This window comes from Nocardia nepalensis (assembly GCF_048910785.1).
GTDB lineage: Bacteria > Actinomycetota > Actinomycetes > Mycobacteriales > Mycobacteriaceae > Nocardia > Nocardia nepalensis.
The window spans coordinates 336,667-354,465 of sequence record NZ_JBKBET010000003.1 but is presented as its reverse complement, the minus strand read 5'-3'; the positions used below and the strand labels follow the sequence as shown (position 1 = coordinate 354,465).

Below are 17,799 nucleotides of genomic sequence, written 5' to 3'. Positions count from 1 at the left end.
GACCATTAGGCTGGTCACCCATGATCGACCTCCGATTCCTGCGGGACAACCCCGACGCGGTCCGCGCCTCGCAGCGCGCCCGCGGCGAAGACCCCGCCCTCGTCGACGCCCTGCTCGAGGCGGACGCGGCCCGCCGTGCGGCGGTGGCCACCGCCGATAACCTGCGCGCAGAGCACAAGGCGATGGGCAAGTTGATCGGCAAGGCGACGCCGGAGGAACGGTCCGTCCTGCTGGAACAGGCGCAGGAGATGTCGGCGAAGGTCAAGGAGGCCGAGGTCGCGCAGCACGCCGCCGACGCCGATATGGACGCCGCGCACCGGGCCATCTCGAATGTGGTCCAGGAGGGTGCGCCCGCGGGCGGCGAGGACGATTACATCGTGCTCGAGACCGTCGGCACGCCACGGGAATTCGACTTCGAACCCAAGGACCATGTGGAGCTCGGCGAATCGCTGGGTCTGTTCGACATGGAACGCGGCGCGAAGGTTTCGGGCGCGCGCTTCTACTTCATGACCGGTTACGGCGCGCTGCTGCAGCTGGGTCTGCTGCAACTCGCCGCCCAGAAGGCGGTGGCCAACGGGTTCACCATGATGATTCCGCCGGTGCTGGTGCGCCCGGAGATCATGGCGGGTACCGGATTCCTCGGCCAGCATTCGGCGGAGGTCTATCACCTCGAGGAGGACGAGCTGTACCTGGTCGGCACCTCGGAGGTGCCGCTGGCGGGCTACCACTCGGACGAGATCCTGGACCTGAGCAATGGTCCCAAGCGCTATGCGGGCTGGTCGTCGTGTTTCCGGCGCGAGGCGGGCAGCTACGGCAAGGACACCCGCGGCATCATCCGGGTGCATCAATTCGACAAGGTCGAAATGTTCGTGTTCACCACGCCCGAGGAGGCCGCGGCCGAACACAAGCGCCTGCTCGCCTGGGAGCAGGACATGCTCGCCGCCGTCGAGGTGCCTTATCGAATCATCGATGTCGCCGCGGGCGATCTCGGCAGCTCGGCCGCGCGCAAATTCGACTGCGAGGGTTGGGTGCCGACCCAGCAGACCTACCGCGAGCTCACCTCGACCTCGAACTGCACCACCTTCCAGGCTCGCCGCCTGGCCGTGCGCTATCGCGACGAGAACGGAAAGCCACAGATCGCAGCCACTTTGAACGGGACGCTCGCGACCACCCGCTGGATCGTGGCGATCCTGGAGAACCATCAGCAGGCCGACGGTTCGGTGCGGGTGCCCGCCGCGCTGGTGCCCTTCGTCGGCACCGAGGTGCTGACACCACCGCGGTAGATACGCCGAAAATGCCCATCCCACATTGCCTGCGGGCAAATAGCCAGGGTTTCGCCATGCCGGATTCGCGGGATGTGGCAACCGGCGGTAATTGTTATGTCTAGGCTATTGTCCGTGCGAGGAATCGGGTCTCGCGGCGATACCCGAACCCGGGTGCGGGCCGCGTCTGCGCTGGCGACGGCTATGGTCATGTCCCGGACCACCGGGGCCTTCTATGTCATGGGGGGTGCGCTCGGCCTGCTGATCACGGGGATCGCCCCTGGCAGCGAGGGCAATCGAGTGCTGGTCGGTACCGCCGCCGCAGTGGCGCTGCTACTCGGACTCAGCCTGCTCGGCTGGGGTCCGCGGTTGCCGCACGGGATTCACCATGGCTATGTCGCCATTGCGACGGTATTGGTGACGATCGCGGTTTACGCATTCCCGAATACCGTCGGCGCGATCAGTCTCGCGTCGTTCTATGTATTCGTGGCCTGTGATGCCGCATTGTTCTTCGCATGGCCGCAGGCGTTCGCGCACATAGCCTTCGCGATGGTCCTGTGCCTGTGGGTGATGCCGACGCGGCCGGTACATCCCGCATTGCCCTGGTGGTCGGGATTGATTCCGGCGGGGGTGACCTTCGGGGTCGGCGTGGTGGTCGGCATCCTGACCCGAATGGCATCCGAGGCCGATATCGATGTGCTCACCGGACTGCTCAACCGTCGCGGATTCGACCGGGCGCTGAACGGCGCGATCGAAACCGCCACCAGAACCGGTCAGGGACTGGCGCTGGTGCTCGTCGACCTCGACCGCTTCCAGAAGATCAACGATCACCTCGGCCACCGCGCGGGCGATGCGGTGCTGCAGCGGGTCGCCGATACCTGGTCGAAATTGCTCGCGCCGGATCAGCGACTGGCTCGCTATGGTGGCGATGCCTTCGCACTGCTGCTGCCGAATACCACCGAGCAGGCGGCGATTCTGCTGACCGAACAGTTGCGTGCGTCGGTGACCACCGGATGTTCGGCCGGTGTCACCTCGTGGCAGCCGGGGGAGTCCGGATCGCTGCTGGTCAGTCGCGCGGATGTCGGTCTGTATCGGGCAAAGCAGGCGGGGCGCAATCGGACGGTGCTGGAGTCGTCGCGGCAGCTGCCGTTGGCGGTCGAGCTGCGCGAGGCGATCGACCGCGGCGCGCTCGACGTGCACTATCAGCCGATCGTCAGCCTCACCGAGGGCGGCGGCAAGGCGGTCGGTGTGGAGGCGCTGCTGCGCTGGTCGTCGAGTGCGCAGCCGGATGTCACCACCGAGGGGTTGATCCGGGTCGCCGAGGAGTACGACCTCATTTCCGATCTGGACGAGTTGGTGTTGCGCCGGGCGTGTGCGGACGCGGCCCGGTTGCAGGAGACCTTCGCGCAGCTCGACCTGACGCTGAACGTGAACGTCAGCGGCCTGGAACTGGCCGAGACCGGTTATGCGGATCGCGTCGCCGATATCCTGGCCAGCACCGGCTGGCCCGCCGACCAACTGGTGCTCGAGGTGACCGAGAGCGAGCTGGCGGCCGAATCCCAGACCGCCATCACCAATCTGCACATCCTGCGCGAGCGCGGTGTGCGCATCGCCATCGACGACTTCGGCACCGGCTACTCGTCGCTGAGCCGCCTGGCCACCCTGCCCAGCGACATCCTCAAGGTCGACCAGTCCTTCGTCGCCGCCATCCGCTCGGATTCGCCCGCGCCCCCGCTGCTCGGCGTGATCGCCGCCCTGAGCAGCGCATTGGACCTGCAGGTGATCGCCGAGGGCGTGGAGACCGAATACCAGGCCGCCGTGCTGACCGAACTAGGTTTCGCCCTGGCCCAGGGGTACCACTACAGCGATTCGCATCCGGTCTCGGAGCTGATCACCGACCTGAATGAGAATCAGGGCCGAGTCGGGCCCGGGGTCACCGATCGCGAACTCGGGGACGACGATTTGCATGCCGCCAACGGGTGGCTGCCACTCGGCTGAGCGCCGTGTCTTTCTCGGTGCGCATGAGGGCTGACAAACGGGTGCGTTAGTCGTGCGGGAGGCGGAAAATCGCTTGACGTGCTGGGGGCGGGTGGTCAGGCTGTCGGTATGCGTCTGCTCATCTACGGCTGTTGATTCAATAGGTCGCTGACCGGCGACATCGGACTTCGTGCGCTCACCGTGCGGGCGGTGCTGTTCAAAGGCATCGGTGAGCTGATCCCGCTGTATGCGCTGTACGCGGTGTTGTTCGCCGATCACGGACTCGGTACCGGGCAGATCTCGTCGCTGCTGGCGATCTGGTCGGCGACCGCATTCCTGCTCGAGGTGCCATCGGGTGCCTGGGCCGACACGGTGTCGCGGCGTGTGCTGCTGGTATTGAGCGGCGTGCTGCTGACCGCCGGTTTCGCATTGTGGACCGCACTGCCGACCTATTCGGGCTTCGCGGTCGGCTTCGTTCTGTGGGGTACTTCGGGAGCGCTTGTTTCGGGAACGTTCGAGGCATTGCTCTACGACGAGCTGGTTGCCCGGAATGCGCAGCCGGCGTACCCGCGCATCGTCGGATACGCCAGGGCGGCCTCGGAAGCCGCGGTTGTGGTGGCCATCTTTGTGGCGACCCCGTTGTACATCTGGGGCGGCTATCCATTGCTCGGCTGGTGCAGCGTGGCGATCGCGGCGGTGCACACCCTGATCGGTCTTACCTTGCCGAGCGCGCCGAAGGCGGTATCGGCCGCGGCCGTCGAAGACCTGGAAGACGATGTCGCCGAGGATGATTCGGCCAGCTCATCCGCAATGGCAGCCCGGTCGGCGACAGGCCGGGCGGTCATGGCCGCCGCGCTGCCGACGCAATCGCGGCCCTTCGCGACGTACCTGAACATGCTGCGAACCGGTGTGGGGGAGGCGATTCGGGTTCGTGCCGTACGGAACGGCGTCGCACTGGGGGCGCTGCTGTCCGGGATCACGGCCTTCGACGAGTACTTCGCGTTGCTCGCCGAGGAGGTCGGTGTGGCGACGGCGGTGGTGCCGCTGCTGGTCGGTGTCACGGTGATCGGCTCGCTGGTGGGGTCGATGCTGGCCGGGCGCACCGAGGGAGCATCGGCGCGCACCATTGCGATCGCGCTCGGGTTCGGTGGTGTGCTGTTCGTCGGCGGCGCGCTGGTCGCCGGACTTGCCGTCCGCTGGCCGGGTGCGGTGTATGTGCTTGCCGGTCTGGGCTTTACCGCGATCGGGGCGTCCTACGGCATCGTCTACAACGCCGGCGTAGTGGCGGGCGCGCGACTGCAGGACGCGATCGAAGGCCCCGCGCGAGCTACGGTCACTTCGGTATCCGGCCTTGCCGCGGAGGTGGTGGCCCTGGCCGTATTCGGTTTCGCCGCAATGGCGACGATGTGGTTGTCGATGTCGACCACCCTCGCGTTGCTCGGCGCCTCGATGCTGCTGATCGCGATGGTGACGCCCGGATGGCTGCCCCGCCGGGCGGCCGAATCCGGCTGAGTTGCGCTCTCGCGCAATACCGCTTGCTGATCGCGCTCGATTCGGCGAGCGGAGACGTGGGAGATGGTCTGCACGTCGCTGCGGGCCGGACGGTGCGCGGCCAGGACGTCGCAGTGCGGGCAGATATCCGGTGAGATCGCCTGCAGCCCTGCAATCCGGCATGCCTCGGACATGAGTGCGGGCGCATGTCGACGTGTGCCGCGACCATGTTCAGTCGAGGGACGTGCCGATGAGATGGCTTGCGGTGAGCAGGAATTGGTCGGTGGAGCGGTCGACGAGGGTGTCGCGGGTGATCGGGAGGGTGCCTGCCAGCCAGCTGTTGGTGGTCTCCCACAGACCGCCGAGTAGGTGGGTGGCGGCGAATTCGGCTCGCTCGCCCACGTTTTCGACAATGTCCGCGCCGATCTCGTCGGCGCAGACGGCCATCATGATGCCCGCGAACGAGCGCATCACCTCGGCGCGGCGCATGAGCAGGGCCGGATTCAGCTGGGCCTCGACGGTGACGATGCGGGCCTTGCGCGGATCGTCGGCGATCAGGTCGACGGCCGCGGCGATGGCGGCTCGGGTCTTGGCGCGGATATCGCTCGCGGAGGTCGTGAACGCGGTGACCACGGCCTGGCCGATTTCGTCGACGATGCGGTCGAACAACTCGCTGAACACGGTGCCGAGGTCGCTGAAGCTCTCGTAGTAGTACCGCTCGGACAGCTTGGCCTGGGTGCACAGGCCGGAGACGGTCAGTTTGGCGAATCCCGTGGTGCCGATGATCTCCAGCGCGGCGTCCAGCAGTGCGGCGCGGCGGCGGGCGCGGCGCTGCTCGATCGGTATGCCGCCGTAGGACCGCGAGGTAGTAGTCATCGCGCTCCATTCTGGCATAGAACCTTGCCAGATATTCGAATTTGTGAGACGGTCTTGTCAGAATGTGCTCGACGTCGGGCGCGAACCTCTTTCCGATGGGTGCGATGCAATGACGCATGACAACCAGCTACTGCCCACTCCGCCGCTGTTCACGGAGTTCCCGTTCCGGTACGCCGTGCCGCTGATGGCGCCGGGCGACCTGCGCTGCACGGCGGCGCAGCGGGATTCGTTCCGCCGGTTCACGCAGGTCGGGGATCTGCTGGCGGACGATGTGGTCGCGATGTTCAAGCGGCTGCCGGTCGGCGAGGGGCGCCGGATGTTCGAGATGGCCGTGGAGCGCGGTATCGACGCGGTGCCGGATGCGCCCGCCGAGTTGGTCGCATTGTTCCGACAGGTCGAGGCGGATCCGTATTGGCTGGACCGCACCAAGATCGACCGCGGTGCCCGGGTCGTGGAACGCACCGGCGTGTGGGGCGGAATCGCGATGGGCATGTTCGCGCTGATGGGCGGGTATCTGGCCTCCCGCGCGGATAAGACCCTGGTCGGGACCGGCGACCTCGATGCCATGGCGCCGCGTCGGCTGGCCGAAACCACCCAGTGGTGGCTGGATGTCACGACTCCCGGTGGGCTGCGACGCAATCAGGTCGGCTACAAGAGTGTGCTGCGGGTGCGGCTGATGCACGCGCTGGTTCGCGCGGGCATGAATCGCCGCCCCGATTGGGACTACCAGGCTTGGGACCATCCGGTGAACCAAGTGCTCACCGTCGGCACGCTGGGTCTTTTCTCGATGGCGAATCTGGTCGGCGCACAGGCGCTCGGCCTGCGCTTCTCGGCCGAGGAGAAGGACGCCGTCTTCCAGCTCTGGCGCTATGTCGGCTTCCTGCTCGGCATCGACGCCGAAATCCTGCCGACCAACGAAACCGATACCTGGCGTGCCTTCTGGATCCTCGCCGATACCGAATTCATCCCCGACGAGGACTCCCGCCGACTGGCCCAGGCCCTGGTCCCTGCAGCGGGCGGCCTCTTCATCGGCACCGATACCGCAGCTCAGCGCCTTATCCGTCGGCTGATCACCAGTTACATGGTCGCCTACAGCCGAATCGTCCTCGGCCCGACCAACTCCGATTTCCTCGGCCTGGAGAACAGCAAATTCTTCCAGAGCGCCGTCATGGCCACCGCCGTGGTCAACGGTGCCATGGAAGTTCCCCGCCAACTCATCCCGGGCGCCACCCGCCTCCACGAACGACTCGGCGCCCGCCTCCGCGCCCGCCTGGTCCGCGGCTCCATCGCCCGAAACGGCGGCGACCGCACCTACGCCCGTCACGACACCTACGCCGCCCGCAAAACCCTGCGCGCCGGATAGTTTTCCGCGCTGCCCTGCGCGCCGCCCGGTCACCCGCCAGCGGCCCGTGCCGCGATTGCATCACCGCGAGCTCTCGCGATGACGTTCGGCGGATGGCTCGGCCACGGCCGACCGGACCAGATGCGCGGCCCCGCCGAACAGGACCGGCTGCTGTCAGTGCTTCGCCACGAGTCGACCCTGAAAGTGGCGGCCTTATCGGCGCGCTCGAAGCGCCCCGCACACGGCGGTGCCGCTGAATGATGGTGTCGCATATTGGGTGATCGCCTCGCATAGGTTGCGACCTATGCGACGGCATCACTGGGTGTGCGACAGGTCGGAGTTGTCGTGAACCCGATCTGCCGCAGGGCGGTGGGCGGCGGCCCGGTTTGTTGGCGCGGCGTGGTGCAGTCGGTGTCGGATCCGGATCATGCGGGCTCGCGGGCGGAGTGCTCGCATTGCCGCTCGGCTGGTTGGGGGAGCGGGTCTGTTGGTGGTTGTCGCTGGTCGGCTCGGTCGATGGCGCAGCCGCTAGAAGCACATCGGACGAACAGCTTCGGCCAACTCGCATCGAGGGTGACCGGCCATTCTGGGGCGAATTCGGCGCTGCGATGGGGCGCGCTGGTGGCATTCGGCGCCGCAAGATGCTCATCAGGTGTTGTGTTGGGGAGGTTCGTCGGCGAGGCGGTCGGGGCGTCGTGAGTTGTCGATCGCCAGTTCTGACTCCAGCGATGGGTGTCTGATTCAGCCGGTGCTCGGGGCACTGCGTTGTGGCTCGGTCGAGGATTGCGGGGGTGGCGGTACGGTGCGGGGATGGTGGCGCGGGCGAAGGTGGGGTTGGCCTTCGGGTTCTGCATCGGGGTCGGCGTGGCGGTGCAGGGCCGGATCAATGGGGCGCTGGGGGTGCGGTTGCAGGATGGGATCGCGGCTGCCTGTATCAGTTTCGGCCTTGGACTGTTGGTATTGGTGCTCGCGTTCGCGGTCAGTCGGCGGTTGCGGGACGGGCTGGTGCGGGTGCGGCGGGCGGTGGCAAGTCGTCAGTTGCGGCCGGTGCAGTTGTTCGGTGGGCTCTGTGGTGCGTTCTTCGTTGCGTGCCAAGGACTTACCGTCGTGGCGATCGGCGTCACCGCCTTCACCGTCGCCACGGTCGGCGGCCAATTGTTGAGCAGTCTGGTGGTGGACCGGCTCGGGTTGGCGCCACATGGCCGCACCCCGGTCACGGTCTCGCGCGTCGGCGGAGCGGCGCTGGCCATGGTCGCGGTGGTTCTCGCCGCGGCGGGAAGGTCCGGTGCGCCGGTCGGCTCCGCCGCGGTGCCCGAGTGGTTGCGCACCGGCCCCACCGCGGCGCTGATCCTCTTGCCCGCGCTCGCCGGAATCGGACTGGCCTGGCAGCAGGCGGTCAACGGTCGCATCGGCGCGATCGGCGGTCCGTTCGCAGCCACCTTGGTGAACTTCGGCGTCGGCACCGCTGCCTTGTTCGCCATCGAGGCGTCCATCTTGGTCGGCACCGGCTGGCCGACCGAATTCCCCAGTGAGCCATGGCTCTATCTGGGCGGACTCATCGGCGTCGCCTTCATCGCCCTTGCCGCCATCACCGTGCGCTGGATCGGCGTCCTACTTCTCGGCCTGACCTCGGTAGCAGGCCAACTCCTTGCCTCGATCACCCTGGACCTGCTCACCCCAACCGGCGCCGCCCTCACCCCGACCGCCGTAATCGGCTGCGCCCTCACCTTCATCGCCGTCGTCGTAGCCACCCGCTCCCGAATCTGACCCAGCATCCGCGCTCCTGCCTGCAGCTCCGATGATCGAGGCGTCGACGTGTCGATGTGCAAGCCAGGACAAAGCGCTCGCCAGGCCGATCCGAGTGCCTTCCGACAGGCTCAGTCGCTGACGCGTGTGGCCGAGCTCGCGGGGCCGATGCCAGTGTCTGGCCCTGCAATCCGACAGGCTCAGTCGTCGACGGGCCGGTATGCGCGCATTACCGAGCGCGCGGTGCTGGTCTCAGTGTCCGCGCTCCGGCATGTCCCGCGTTGCCCGCTATCGACGCGCCGAAAGGTGGGCTGCCGCCAGGGCTCGCGAGGCCGCCCGGAATGTCCGGCAGGCCCGGGGCATCGGCTTGTCGATAGCTATATCGAGCGGCTTGCGAGGCCGATCCGTGCATCGTGACGGCCGAGCGCCGGTCTCTCGGCACAGGGTCGGTTCGGTTGTCGCACTTGCGCGTTCGCGCCGGGCTCAGCCCGAGGGCATGCGCCGGGACAGCGGTCACCCGGCGACATGACCGAAATGGTCGACATCGCCGGATCTATCTCGCGGCGCTCGGATTCGTTCGGTTAGCTGCTGCCGAACCAGCCCGGGGGGAAGAACCAGCCCGGGGGGAAGAACCACTGGTTGCCGTAGCCGCACCCCTCGTTGCCGTAGCCGTTCCAAGGGTTGCCGTGCCACTGGTTGCCATGGCCGTTCCACCCGTTGCCGGGGCCGTTCCACCCGCCGCCGTGGCCGCCGTTCCATGGCTTGCCGCTGTCGAAGTCCCAGTCGCAATCAGTCTGTACTACACCGGGTGCAGGTGTCGGCATTGCCATGGCGGGAGCCGCCACCGCCGTCATCGGAACCGCCAACGCCGCTCCAATTAGTGCGATCTTCGCGAGTTGTCGGCGCGTGCCTTTACCGCGCGCCTTGTTGGTGATCATGGTGCCTTCTTCCGGCGAGCCGTCGCGCGGACCTGACTCACCGACTGTAGAGATCGCTGACATTCCCCAACGCCCCTGATTGTAGGAGCGCACAGTAGTCGTCACCAGCAGGTGAACGGCCCGATTACCCCGAATTTCAGAACCGACCGACAGTCGGCAAAAGGCACCCGGGATAGCAGGGGTCAGGTGAGCTTGCGCGAGCGCAGCTCATGCCCCTTGGAGGTTTTACACCGGCCGGATTCCAGGTCCCACTGCCACCCGTGCAGATTGCAGGTGAGGGTATTTCCCTCGACCACGCCGAATTTCGACAGATCCGCCTTCAGGTGTGGGCAGCGGCGCTGGACTTCCCAGCCGGCCAACTCCGTTGAGGCGGAATCGTCGTGCGCCTCGGCGAACCAGCCGTCCGCATAGGCGATCCGCTCATCGGTGAGGCATTTGAAGAAGGTGTACAGGAATTCGTTGTAGCCGCCGATACGCCAGGCCTGGAATCGAGTGGACAGAAAGATGGTGTTCACCCAGTCCGGCTCATTGTCGCGCAGCACGGTGCGCACGAGCTCGGGCGCGATCCGGAAGCCGTAACGGTACTTTCCCTCACCCTCGATCGGCTCGCGCACCACCCGCTCGGGGAAGTCCAGCACCACGGTTTCGGCACCGATGACCAGGCCGACCGGATAGCCGATGCCGTCGCAGATCAGATCGCTCTGTTTCATGATCGGCTCGAACAGCGCCCGCAGCGGTTCCAGCAGCGGCTCGTCACCCGTCGCCCATGCGGCCTTCTCGGCCGCCAGCACCGGCGCGAGGCGCTGCGCCATCAGCTCGATGTATTCGGCCTTGTTGTCGTAGATCAGGCCCGGCTCGAACGGATGGGTCAGCGACAGTTCCGCACCGCGCACGTCGGCGACCGAACCCGGAATCATCAGGATCCCGCCCTCGTTGCCGTGCAGCTTCATCTGCTCCAGGAACACCATCTGATCCGGGAAGATATTGCCCTCGTCGCCGCGATCGTCATTGAGGTAGCGCAGCTCGTCGTCGAGGAAGACCGGCGGACCGGCCGACGGCACGACCCAGGTGGCACCGACCTGTTCGATATAGCTGCGTGCCCGGTCCATTCCGCGCTGACGCTTCTGCTTGCCGAAGTTCGACTTGGTGCGGCTCGGAATGTCGTAGACCATCGGGTACCAGATCGCGCCCGAGTACTGCAGCAGATGGATATCGACGTGCCCGAATGCTTCGTGCAGCACGTCCATATCCACCGGCCGGGCATCGTTCATGTTGAAACAGGTCGTCTCACCATCGGAGACGACCAGCCCGGAGTCACCGATCGGACCATCGGCGGGCGCGCGCAACGCGATGATCATGATGTCGATCTCGCCGCCGGGACCGCTCACCCGATGCTTGACCGAATCCTCGGTCTCGAAGAACTTGTGGAAGCCCAGCTGCTCGAGTTCACGCTTCAGGTCCGGCACCGGATAGTCCGGGAGCAGGACCGTCGCGTCCTTGTTGACGTGCTTCGCCAGGTTCGCCGCGTCGAAGTGGTCGCGGTGCAGATGCGAGACGTACAGGAAATCGCAATTGCCCAGCTCGTCCCAGTCCAACTGGGTGTTGTCCGGAAACGGGAACCACGAACCGAAGTACGCGGGGTTGACCCAGGGATCGCAAAGGATCGACCCGGCCGCGGTGCGGATGTGGAATCCGGCGTGTCCGACGCTGGTGATCTGCACGAGCTGCTCCTCCTGACCGTTACCAGCCATCCAGGGTAGTGGTTAGGGCGAAACGTCGCCGATGCAGTAGCCCGCGGGACCTCCGGTGAGGGTGAAGGTGCGGGTCTGCGTCACACCGGAGGAGTTGGTGACCGGAACCTCGACCGCGAGGTAATCCGCGCGCAGCCGCTCCGAGCGGATCTCCTGATCGGCGAATTTCGTCGCTCCGGTCAGCCTGCCCGGGTTGTTGGCCAGCGGCGGGGACGTCGGGCTGCCGGTTCCGTTGGGATCCCAATTCGCCGGGCTCGCCTTGCAAACCAGTGGGTAGGTGCCCTCCTTATCGGAGGGATCGAGCGGGGTGCCGACGAAACGGGCCAGGTAGCGGCGCACGGTATGCCTGGCATCGGCCTCGTTGGGTCCGGGCTCGGCGCCGTCCTGCGCCAGCCACGGGCAGACGGTCTGGCTCGAATTCTTGATGCCCGACTCGATCGCGCTGCGGTCGAAGGTCACCGTGGTGCCCGCGTTCTGCCAGGTGACGGTGCTCTGCGTGGTGGTCGCCCGCTGTGCGATGGCGGTCAGAATCGCCTTCTTGTCGGCGGACATGTCGGTCACATTGCCCGGAGCCATCATCCAGCACTTGGACTGCAATTCCGCGGTCGTGGACCGCTCCAGAACCGCGCCGAAGCGCGACACGACCTCCGCCGCGCCGGGCAGGCCGGGGACCTCGCCGACCGGCACCGCGAGCGCCTGCGCCAGCACTCGCGTGGTCGTGGTCGGAATCGCGGCGGATGGCGTGGTGGTGTGCGCCGATGTTCGGGTCGGCTCGTCGCCGGGAATGCCGGAAACCGAATCACAGCCGGTGAGCAGGACAGCGCTGGTCAGTGCCAGTCCAGCCGTGATGGCGAGCAGCGCCCTTCGTGCCCGCGGATCCTTCCAGTCGTGTTCACGCGGTATCGGGCGGGCGCGTTCCACTTCGGTGGTCCTCTTTCGTAGGCGTTCAGCGGTGTGAGCGACGGGTTCGGCGCGCGCGTAGACGCGACGGCGCTGCCGGATGGGACAGTCAGCGACTACGCTAGCGGAATTGTGGAACCCGTCTACCGGACGATCGTCGGGCTCGCCCGTACCGTCTTCTTCGTCGAAGGTCTGAAGTTCACCGTCAAGGGCGCTGAACGTATCCCCGCGCGCGGTGGTGCCGTCATCGCGGTCAACCACACCGGCTACATGGACTTCACCTACGCGGGCCTGCCAGTGCGCACCCCCAAGCGGTACATCCGCTTCATGGCCAAGAAGGAAGTGTTCGACAACAGCATCTCCGGCCCGATCATGCGGGCGCTCAAGCACATTCCGGTGGACCGGTCCGCAGGCGCCGACTCGTACAAGGCGGCGGTCGAATACCTGCGCAAGGGCGAGTTGGTCGGCGTCTACCCGGAGGCGACGATCAGCCGCAGCTTCGAGATCAAGGACTTCAAGTCCGGCGCCGCGCGCATGGCGATCGAGGCGGAGGTGCCGATCATCCCGATCGTCATCTGGGGCGCCCAGCGGGTGTGGACCAAGGGCTTCCCGAAGCGTCTGGGCCGCACCAATACGCCGATCTCCATCGCCGTCGGCGAACCGATCCAGCCCTATGAGCCCGCCGCCGACCTGACCGCCCAACTCCGCACCACCATGCAGGCGATGCTGCTGGAGCTGCAGCAGGGCTATGTGCACGAACCCGGCGCCTATTGGGTGCCGGCACGTTTGGGCGGCAGTGCGCCCACCCTCGAACAAGCCGATGCCATGGATGCCGCCGAAGCCGAGGAGAAGGCGGCGCGCCGGGCGGCCAAGGGTTCGTCGTAGGGGGAGCCATGTCGCGGGAACCGGTCTATGACATTCTCACCGGTCTGGTCCGCACCGTCTTCGCGGTGCAGGGGCTGCGCGTGAATATCACCGGACAGGACCGGATCCCGCGCACCGGCGGCGCCGTGCTCGCCGTGAATCACACCTCCTACGTGGACTTCATGGAGGTCGGGCTGGTCGGGCGCAACTCGCGGCGCAATGTCCGCTTCATGATGAAGGCCGAACTCGAACACGGCATCGTCGGTTTTCTCATGAAGCACTGCAAGGCGATAGGCGTCGATCGCCACGCGGGCGCCGCCTCCTACCGGCGCGCGCTCGAGGCGCTGCGTAACGGTGAACTGGTCGTGGTCTACCCCGAAGCGACGATCAGCCGCAGCTTCGAACTCAAGGAATTCAAGTCCGGTGCGACCCGCATGGCGATCGACGCCGGTGTCCCGATCATCCCCATCGTCATCTGGGGCGCCCACCGCATCTGGACCAAGGGTTTCCCGAAACAACTGGGCCGCCATCGTTTTCCGATCAATATCCGCATCGGAGAGCCGATCCCGGCCGCCGAACCGGGCGACGCGCTGACCGCCGAACTTCGCACGCGAATGAACGAATTGCTCGGCGAAGCTCAGAAGGGCTACCCGATGCCCGAAGGCGCACCTTGGGTTCCGGCCCGACTCGGCGGCACCGCTCCCACCCCCGCCGAAGCCGCGGTTCTCGAGCGGGAGGAAATGGCCCGCCGCGCCCGTGCGGCGGGGCGGCAGACCCGCTGAGCGCCAGGCTCTCTCATAAACTGCGGCACGGGGTGGGTGCGGGCACATGTCCCCGGAAGAACTTCGCTGGCGGAACACCCATCAGAGCTTTGAAGTCCGCCGACATATGCGATTGGTCGTAGTAGCCATGTGTGGCCGCAACCTGGGCCAACGAACTCGGTGACCCGGCCCGATGGGTATCGCTCGTGTCGGCAAGGATCTGGCGGATGCGCCCGATGCGGGCGAAATGCTTTGGGGATACGCCGATTCCGGTGGTGAACAGGTTGCGCAGCTGGCGTTCGCTGACGGCGAGGTCGGTGGCGAGTTCGTGGACCGATGTGGTCGTGGGTATGGCGGCGACGGCGTCGCGGAGTAGTTCGCGGTGCGCGCGCTGGGTCGGATCATCGGAGATGCGTTGCGGAAGAAGCTCTTCCAGGAGGGGTAGGACATCCGCCGTTGGCAGCGCGGCGAGTTCGTGCGCCAGATCAGCGGCTACGCCGGGTAGGTCGGCAAGGCGGACGACGCGATCGGCGAGGTCGGCGGCGGGGACACCGAGCAACTGGCGGGTGGTGCCGGGGGCGAGGCGCAGGCGGGTGCATCCGGCGGGCTTGTCCGCGGCCGAGTACGAGGCGCGGGTCTGCGGGCCGACGACGAGTGCGTCGCGGCGGTCGTCGCGGGTGCGCAACACGATGGTCGTCCCGGCGTGCGGTACATGCGTGAACGGTACGGACATATCCGTGGCGGTCGGGATGCTGCCGAACTCGGTGATCCACGGACGCAGCGATTCGGGCGCGGGCGACTCGACGAGATCGGCGGTCAGGATGCTCACTCGACCCACTGTAAGCAGCTCACAACGGGATACAGCGCCCGAAGCTGTGCCGAAATTTCCTATAGACCCGGGTGGCCCGGCGACAGGCTTTTCGCATGATCGTTATCACCGGTGCGACCGGCACCATCGGCAGTGAAATCGTCCGTCAGCTGGCCGCGCGCGGCGAGCAGGTCCGTGCGGTGACCCGGAATCCGGAGCGAGCGCAGTTGCCCGCCGGGGTGGAGGTGGTCCGGGGCAACTACCACGACCTCGACTCGATGGCCGTCGCCATGTCCGGCGCCGAGGCGGCCTTCATCGTCGGTGTCCTCGGCCCTGAATACGCCGAGGCCGACCGCGCACTGGTCGGCGTGGCCCGCGAGGCGGGCGTCCGGCGCATCGTGAAGTTGTCCGCCATCGGCACCGGCGAACCGGGACTCGGCCGGGTCGGCACGTGGCATGTTCCCGGCGAGGAGGCGGCCAGGGGGAGCGGTCTCGACTGGACCATTCTGCGGCCGTCCAGCTTTGCCTCCAACACGTTGAGCTGGGCCGATGCCGTCCGCTCCGGCCAGCCCGTGCCGAATCTGACCGGCACCGGCCGCCAGGGTGTCATCGACCCGCGTGATGTCGCCGCGGTGGCCGTCGAGGCCCTGACGACCTCCGGCCACGCGGGCCGCGTCTACACGCTCACCGGCCCTGAACTGGTCACCGTTGCGGACCAGGCCGCCGCATTGGCAGCCGTCCTCGGCCATCCGCTCGACGTGGTCGACGTGCCGGAAGACATTGCGCGCGAACACATGATCGCGGCAGGCATGTCCTCGGAGTACGTCGACGGCGCATTGGCGGGCCAGGCCTACGTCCGCGATGGCGGCAACACCGTCCGCACCGACGACGTCCGCCAAGTCCTCGGCCGCGCACCCCGCACCTACGCCGAATGGGTCGCCGACCACGCCACCGCCTTCACCGCGCCGACCAGCGCATTCACTGACCGACCACGTCCTCATCGCGGCAAGTAAGGCGCCTGCCGGGAATGTCCGATTTTCATTTGTGCATGGTGTCGGACTACAGTTTTGGACGCACACCGATGCGTCCCAACTTCCGGACCACACATCGGAGCGCACGCGGATGTAGCGCAGCTGGTAGCGCATCACCTTGCCAAGGTGAGGGTCGCGGGTTCGAATCCCGTCATCCGCTCCACGAAAACGCCAGGTCAGTAGCGTGAGCGTCACTACGCCACCATTTGCGGTCTCAACGGGCTTCCCAGGGCAACTTCCGGCTCTGGAGGTTTCATGCTCACACCCCGCCCGCGACCCTTGTAGCAACGGGTCGATCGCCTAGTAGGTTCCGTTCCATTACTACGACGAGACCGGGCGTCGACGGTCGACGTCGGAGACCTTCGACGACTTCGAGGCGGCCGTGCGCTGGTGTGAGCCGGCCGAGGTGGTCGGTGTCGCCGAGGCGCGCCGGATCCGGGAGATTCAGCTCGGCACTGCAGTCGGCTGCATGACGCTGGTGGAGTGGTTGCGCAAGTACACCGCGCGGCTGACCGGTATCGAGGAACGCACGCGGCACGACTACATCCGCTACATCGACGTCGATATCGAACCGTTCTTCGGCTCCTCGCTGCCGATCACCGCATTCAACCAGGATCTGGACGCCGCCTGGATCGTGCACCTCGAGCAGGACAAGGGCAACGGCGCGAAAACCATTCACAACAAACACGGATTCCTCTCCGCCGGTTTGAACGCGGCTGTGGCCGAACGACCCTCCCGCTAATCCCCTTACAACCCAGTCCACAGCACGCCTGGGTCGCCGACGGCTGGCTGCCGCGCATGGTGCCGTTGTGGACCTTGCTCGCCAGGCGTGTGCCTACCGTCGTGGTGGTTGTTTGGGCAAGGATGGCAGTGTGCCCGATGACTGGACCGAGATCCTCGAAGAAATGCCTTATTTTCTCGAACCCGACATCACCGACGATGGCGACATCATCTACGAGTGGGCGTTCTACCAGCTGCAAGACACTGATACCGGTTTCTTCGTCAACTTCACCTCCGAGGACAAGGGTCTGGCGATCACGGTTCCCGTTCCCCGGCATCCCGTCGTTACCGAGCGAACGCTCGCTGTCCTTCATGCCCAGCCGGAGAACCTGAGATGGACTCAACCAGCTCGGGACTGGCCTGATGCGGCTGCGGAATGGCAGACCGGATGGCGCTACTTCCACGGCGACCCGGCCATCGCCACGTCGGTCGTGGCCGTCATGCGCGACGGGCTGGGCATGAACCCTGCCCGGCTTCGGTGCCGCGCCTGGGATAACAAAGGCCCCAACAGATTTCACACTCACCTGGTGACCCACGACCAGCCGACGGATCGAGGTCTGCCAGCCCGATGCACCGACTGGCACGAGTTCGCCGAACGTCTCGACTGGGTCCTGCATACCCTCCCGCGTCACTCGACGGTCGTGCTCGGTGAACACGATCGCGAGCAGGGGTGTTTCATCCAGTTCGCGCTCAGCGGATACACGTTGTTCTCCGAGGCCCGTGATCTGGACCGCGCGGGGCTCGGCACAGCAGAATTCCGTCGCCGAATGGTTGAACTGGGTTGGGGATACGACACCTCCACGATGCCTGGTATCTCGATCTGGTCGGGCCCTGAAGCGCGATCATGCTACAAACCCTGGCTACGCGATGCTCCCCGGCGGGCGGTCGATACCTTCCGGACGGTGTTCGGGCTCGACAGTCCACATGAGTTGGCCGTCCATGCCTTCTGCGATCGCGCCGAGGTCTCTATGTCCTACGTGGCCAGACAACTCGGCATCACACAGCATGTGCCCGAAACCGCAAAGCACTCGACATGACCCGTCCGCGACCGGCGAGACGATCGAGATCAGGCCACGTCAGTACCGGTTAACGGGACGCCGACCTACGCCGCACACGGCCAACCTGCCGCAGGCGCGAGAATCTTTCCGTTACACAACATCCGCTCTTGCCGCATGGCGCAGCATCGCGGATCGGAAACGAAGGTCTGCGGACACGCTCGGGCGCGCAGACTCGCATCTGATGCGACTTTCTCGCATCAGAGCGGAGCTCGTG

The 17,799-nt window shown here is 66.4% G+C and carries 15 protein-coding genes and 1 tRNA gene; 11 read left to right on the top strand and 5 right to left on the bottom strand.

All coding sequences use genetic code 11. From position 1 onward, the window contains the following. Window positions 1-20: 20 nt before the first annotated feature. The 3 genes from serS (at window position 21) to ACHQ4I_RS02145 (ending at window position 4,751) form a co-directional block, all read left to right on the top strand. Window positions 21-1,283, top strand: coding sequence for a serine--tRNA ligase (gene serS, locus ACHQ4I_RS02155; protein ID WP_420769932.1), 1,263 nt, complete (start codon window positions 21-23; stop codon window positions 1,281-1,283). 189 nt (window positions 1,284-1,472) lie between these two features. After that, entirely contained in the window at window positions 1,473-3,260 is a 1,788-nt protein-coding gene (locus tag ACHQ4I_RS02150; RefSeq protein WP_420769931.1) for a putative bifunctional diguanylate cyclase/phosphodiesterase, read from the top strand. Between the two features lie 189 nt (window positions 3,261-3,449). Further along, window positions 3,450-4,751 (top strand): MFS transporter, encoded by a 1,302-nt coding sequence (locus ACHQ4I_RS02145; protein ID WP_420769930.1) that lies wholly within the window; start codon window positions 3,450-3,452, stop codon window positions 4,749-4,751. A 210-nt stretch (window positions 4,752-4,961) separates the two neighbouring features. Here ACHQ4I_RS02145 and ACHQ4I_RS02140 read toward each other — a convergent pair whose 3' ends face one another. Continuing rightward, window positions 4,962-5,606, bottom strand: coding sequence for a TetR/AcrR family transcriptional regulator (locus tag ACHQ4I_RS02140; protein ID WP_420769929.1), 645 nt, complete (start codon window positions 5,604-5,606; stop codon window positions 4,962-4,964). 109 nt (window positions 5,607-5,715) lie between these two features. On the opposite strand from ACHQ4I_RS02140, the gene ACHQ4I_RS02135 reads away from it, so the two are divergent. Continuing rightward, on the top strand, window positions 5,716-6,969 hold the full coding sequence (locus tag ACHQ4I_RS02135) for an oxygenase MpaB family protein (RefSeq protein WP_420769928.1): 1,254 nt from the start codon (window positions 5,716-5,718) through the stop codon (window positions 6,967-6,969). Window positions 6,970-7,758: 789 nt separating this feature from the next. Next, window positions 7,759-8,715 (top strand): DMT family transporter, encoded by a 957-nt coding sequence (locus ACHQ4I_RS02130; RefSeq protein WP_420769927.1) that lies wholly within the window; start codon window positions 7,759-7,761, stop codon window positions 8,713-8,715. 560 nt (window positions 8,716-9,275) lie between these two features. On the opposite strand, the gene ACHQ4I_RS02125 is transcribed toward ACHQ4I_RS02130, so the two are convergent. The 3 genes from ACHQ4I_RS02125 to ACHQ4I_RS02115 form a co-directional block, all read right to left on the bottom strand. Beyond that, entirely contained in the window at window positions 9,276-9,632 is a 357-nt protein-coding gene (locus ACHQ4I_RS02125) for a hypothetical protein (RefSeq protein WP_420769926.1), read from the bottom strand. A 182-nt stretch (window positions 9,633-9,814) separates the two neighbouring features. Continuing rightward, entirely contained in the window at window positions 9,815-11,353 is a 1,539-nt protein-coding gene (locus ACHQ4I_RS02120; RefSeq protein WP_420770169.1) for a Rieske 2Fe-2S domain-containing protein, read from the bottom strand. Between the two features lie 42 nt (window positions 11,354-11,395). Then, window positions 11,396-12,304 (bottom strand): hypothetical protein, encoded by a 909-nt coding sequence (locus tag ACHQ4I_RS02115; protein WP_420769925.1) that lies wholly within the window; start codon window positions 12,302-12,304, stop codon window positions 11,396-11,398. A 111-nt stretch (window positions 12,305-12,415) separates the two neighbouring features. Between ACHQ4I_RS02115 and ACHQ4I_RS02110 the strand changes: the two genes are divergently transcribed. Together ACHQ4I_RS02110 and ACHQ4I_RS02105 are read left to right on the top strand one after the other, a co-directional pair. Then, entirely contained in the window at window positions 12,416-13,168 is a 753-nt protein-coding gene (locus ACHQ4I_RS02110) for a lysophospholipid acyltransferase family protein (protein WP_420770168.1), read from the top strand. A gap of 8 nt (window positions 13,169-13,176) precedes the next feature. After that, window positions 13,177-13,929: a lysophospholipid acyltransferase family protein gene (locus ACHQ4I_RS02105; protein WP_420769924.1), complete on the top strand. Its 753-nt coding sequence runs from the start codon at window positions 13,177-13,179 to the stop codon at window positions 13,927-13,929. A gap of 13 nt (window positions 13,930-13,942) precedes the next feature. Here the strand turns inward: ACHQ4I_RS02105 and ACHQ4I_RS02100 are convergent, their stop codons facing one another. Further along, window positions 13,943-14,737: a helix-turn-helix domain-containing protein gene (locus ACHQ4I_RS02100; protein ID WP_420769923.1), complete on the bottom strand. Its 795-nt coding sequence runs from the start codon at window positions 14,735-14,737 to the stop codon at window positions 13,943-13,945. A 95-nt stretch (window positions 14,738-14,832) separates the two neighbouring features. Between ACHQ4I_RS02100 and ACHQ4I_RS02095 the strand changes: the two genes are divergently transcribed. From ACHQ4I_RS02095 to ACHQ4I_RS02080, 4 genes are all read left to right on the top strand, one after another. Next, window positions 14,833-15,729, top strand: a complete 897-nt coding sequence (locus ACHQ4I_RS02095) for an NAD(P)H-binding protein (protein ID WP_420769922.1) — start codon at window positions 14,833-14,835, stop codon at window positions 15,727-15,729. Window positions 15,730-15,834: 105 nt separating this feature from the next. Next, window positions 15,835-15,910, top strand: a tRNA-Gly gene (locus ACHQ4I_RS02090). Window positions 15,911-16,129: 219 nt separating this feature from the next. Continuing rightward, a complete protein-coding gene (locus ACHQ4I_RS02085) occupies window positions 16,130-16,489 on the top strand; it encodes a hypothetical protein (protein WP_420769921.1) in 360 nt (119 codons plus the stop codon). A 130-nt stretch (window positions 16,490-16,619) separates the two neighbouring features. Further along, entirely contained in the window at window positions 16,620-17,564 is a 945-nt protein-coding gene (locus ACHQ4I_RS02080; protein WP_420769920.1) for a TY-Chap domain-containing protein, read from the top strand. Window positions 17,565-17,799: the final 235 nt, after the last annotated feature.

Coding starts and splice junctions, on each gene's coding strand:
- serS (WP_420769932.1), top strand. CDS start 21: ATGATCGACCTCCGATTCCTGCGGGACAACCCCGACGCGGTCCGCGCC.
- ACHQ4I_RS02150 (WP_420769931.1), top strand. CDS start 1,473: ATGTCCCGGACCACCGGGGCCTTCTATGTCATGGGGGGTGCGCTCGGC.
- ACHQ4I_RS02140 (WP_420769929.1), bottom strand. CDS start 5,606: ATGACTACTACCTCGCGGTCCTACGGCGGCATACCGATCGAGCAGCGC.
- ACHQ4I_RS02135 (WP_420769928.1), top strand. CDS start 5,716: ATGACGCATGACAACCAGCTACTGCCCACTCCGCCGCTGTTCACGGAG.
- ACHQ4I_RS02130 (WP_420769927.1), top strand. CDS start 7,759: ATGGTGGCGCGGGCGAAGGTGGGGTTGGCCTTCGGGTTCTGCATCGGG.
- ACHQ4I_RS02125 (WP_420769926.1), bottom strand. CDS start 9,632: ATGATCACCAACAAGGCGCGCGGTAAAGGCACGCGCCGACAACTCGCG.
- ACHQ4I_RS02105 (WP_420769924.1), top strand. CDS start 13,177: ATGTCGCGGGAACCGGTCTATGACATTCTCACCGGTCTGGTCCGCACC.
- ACHQ4I_RS02095 (WP_420769922.1), top strand. CDS start 14,833: ATGATCGTTATCACCGGTGCGACCGGCACCATCGGCAGTGAAATCGTC.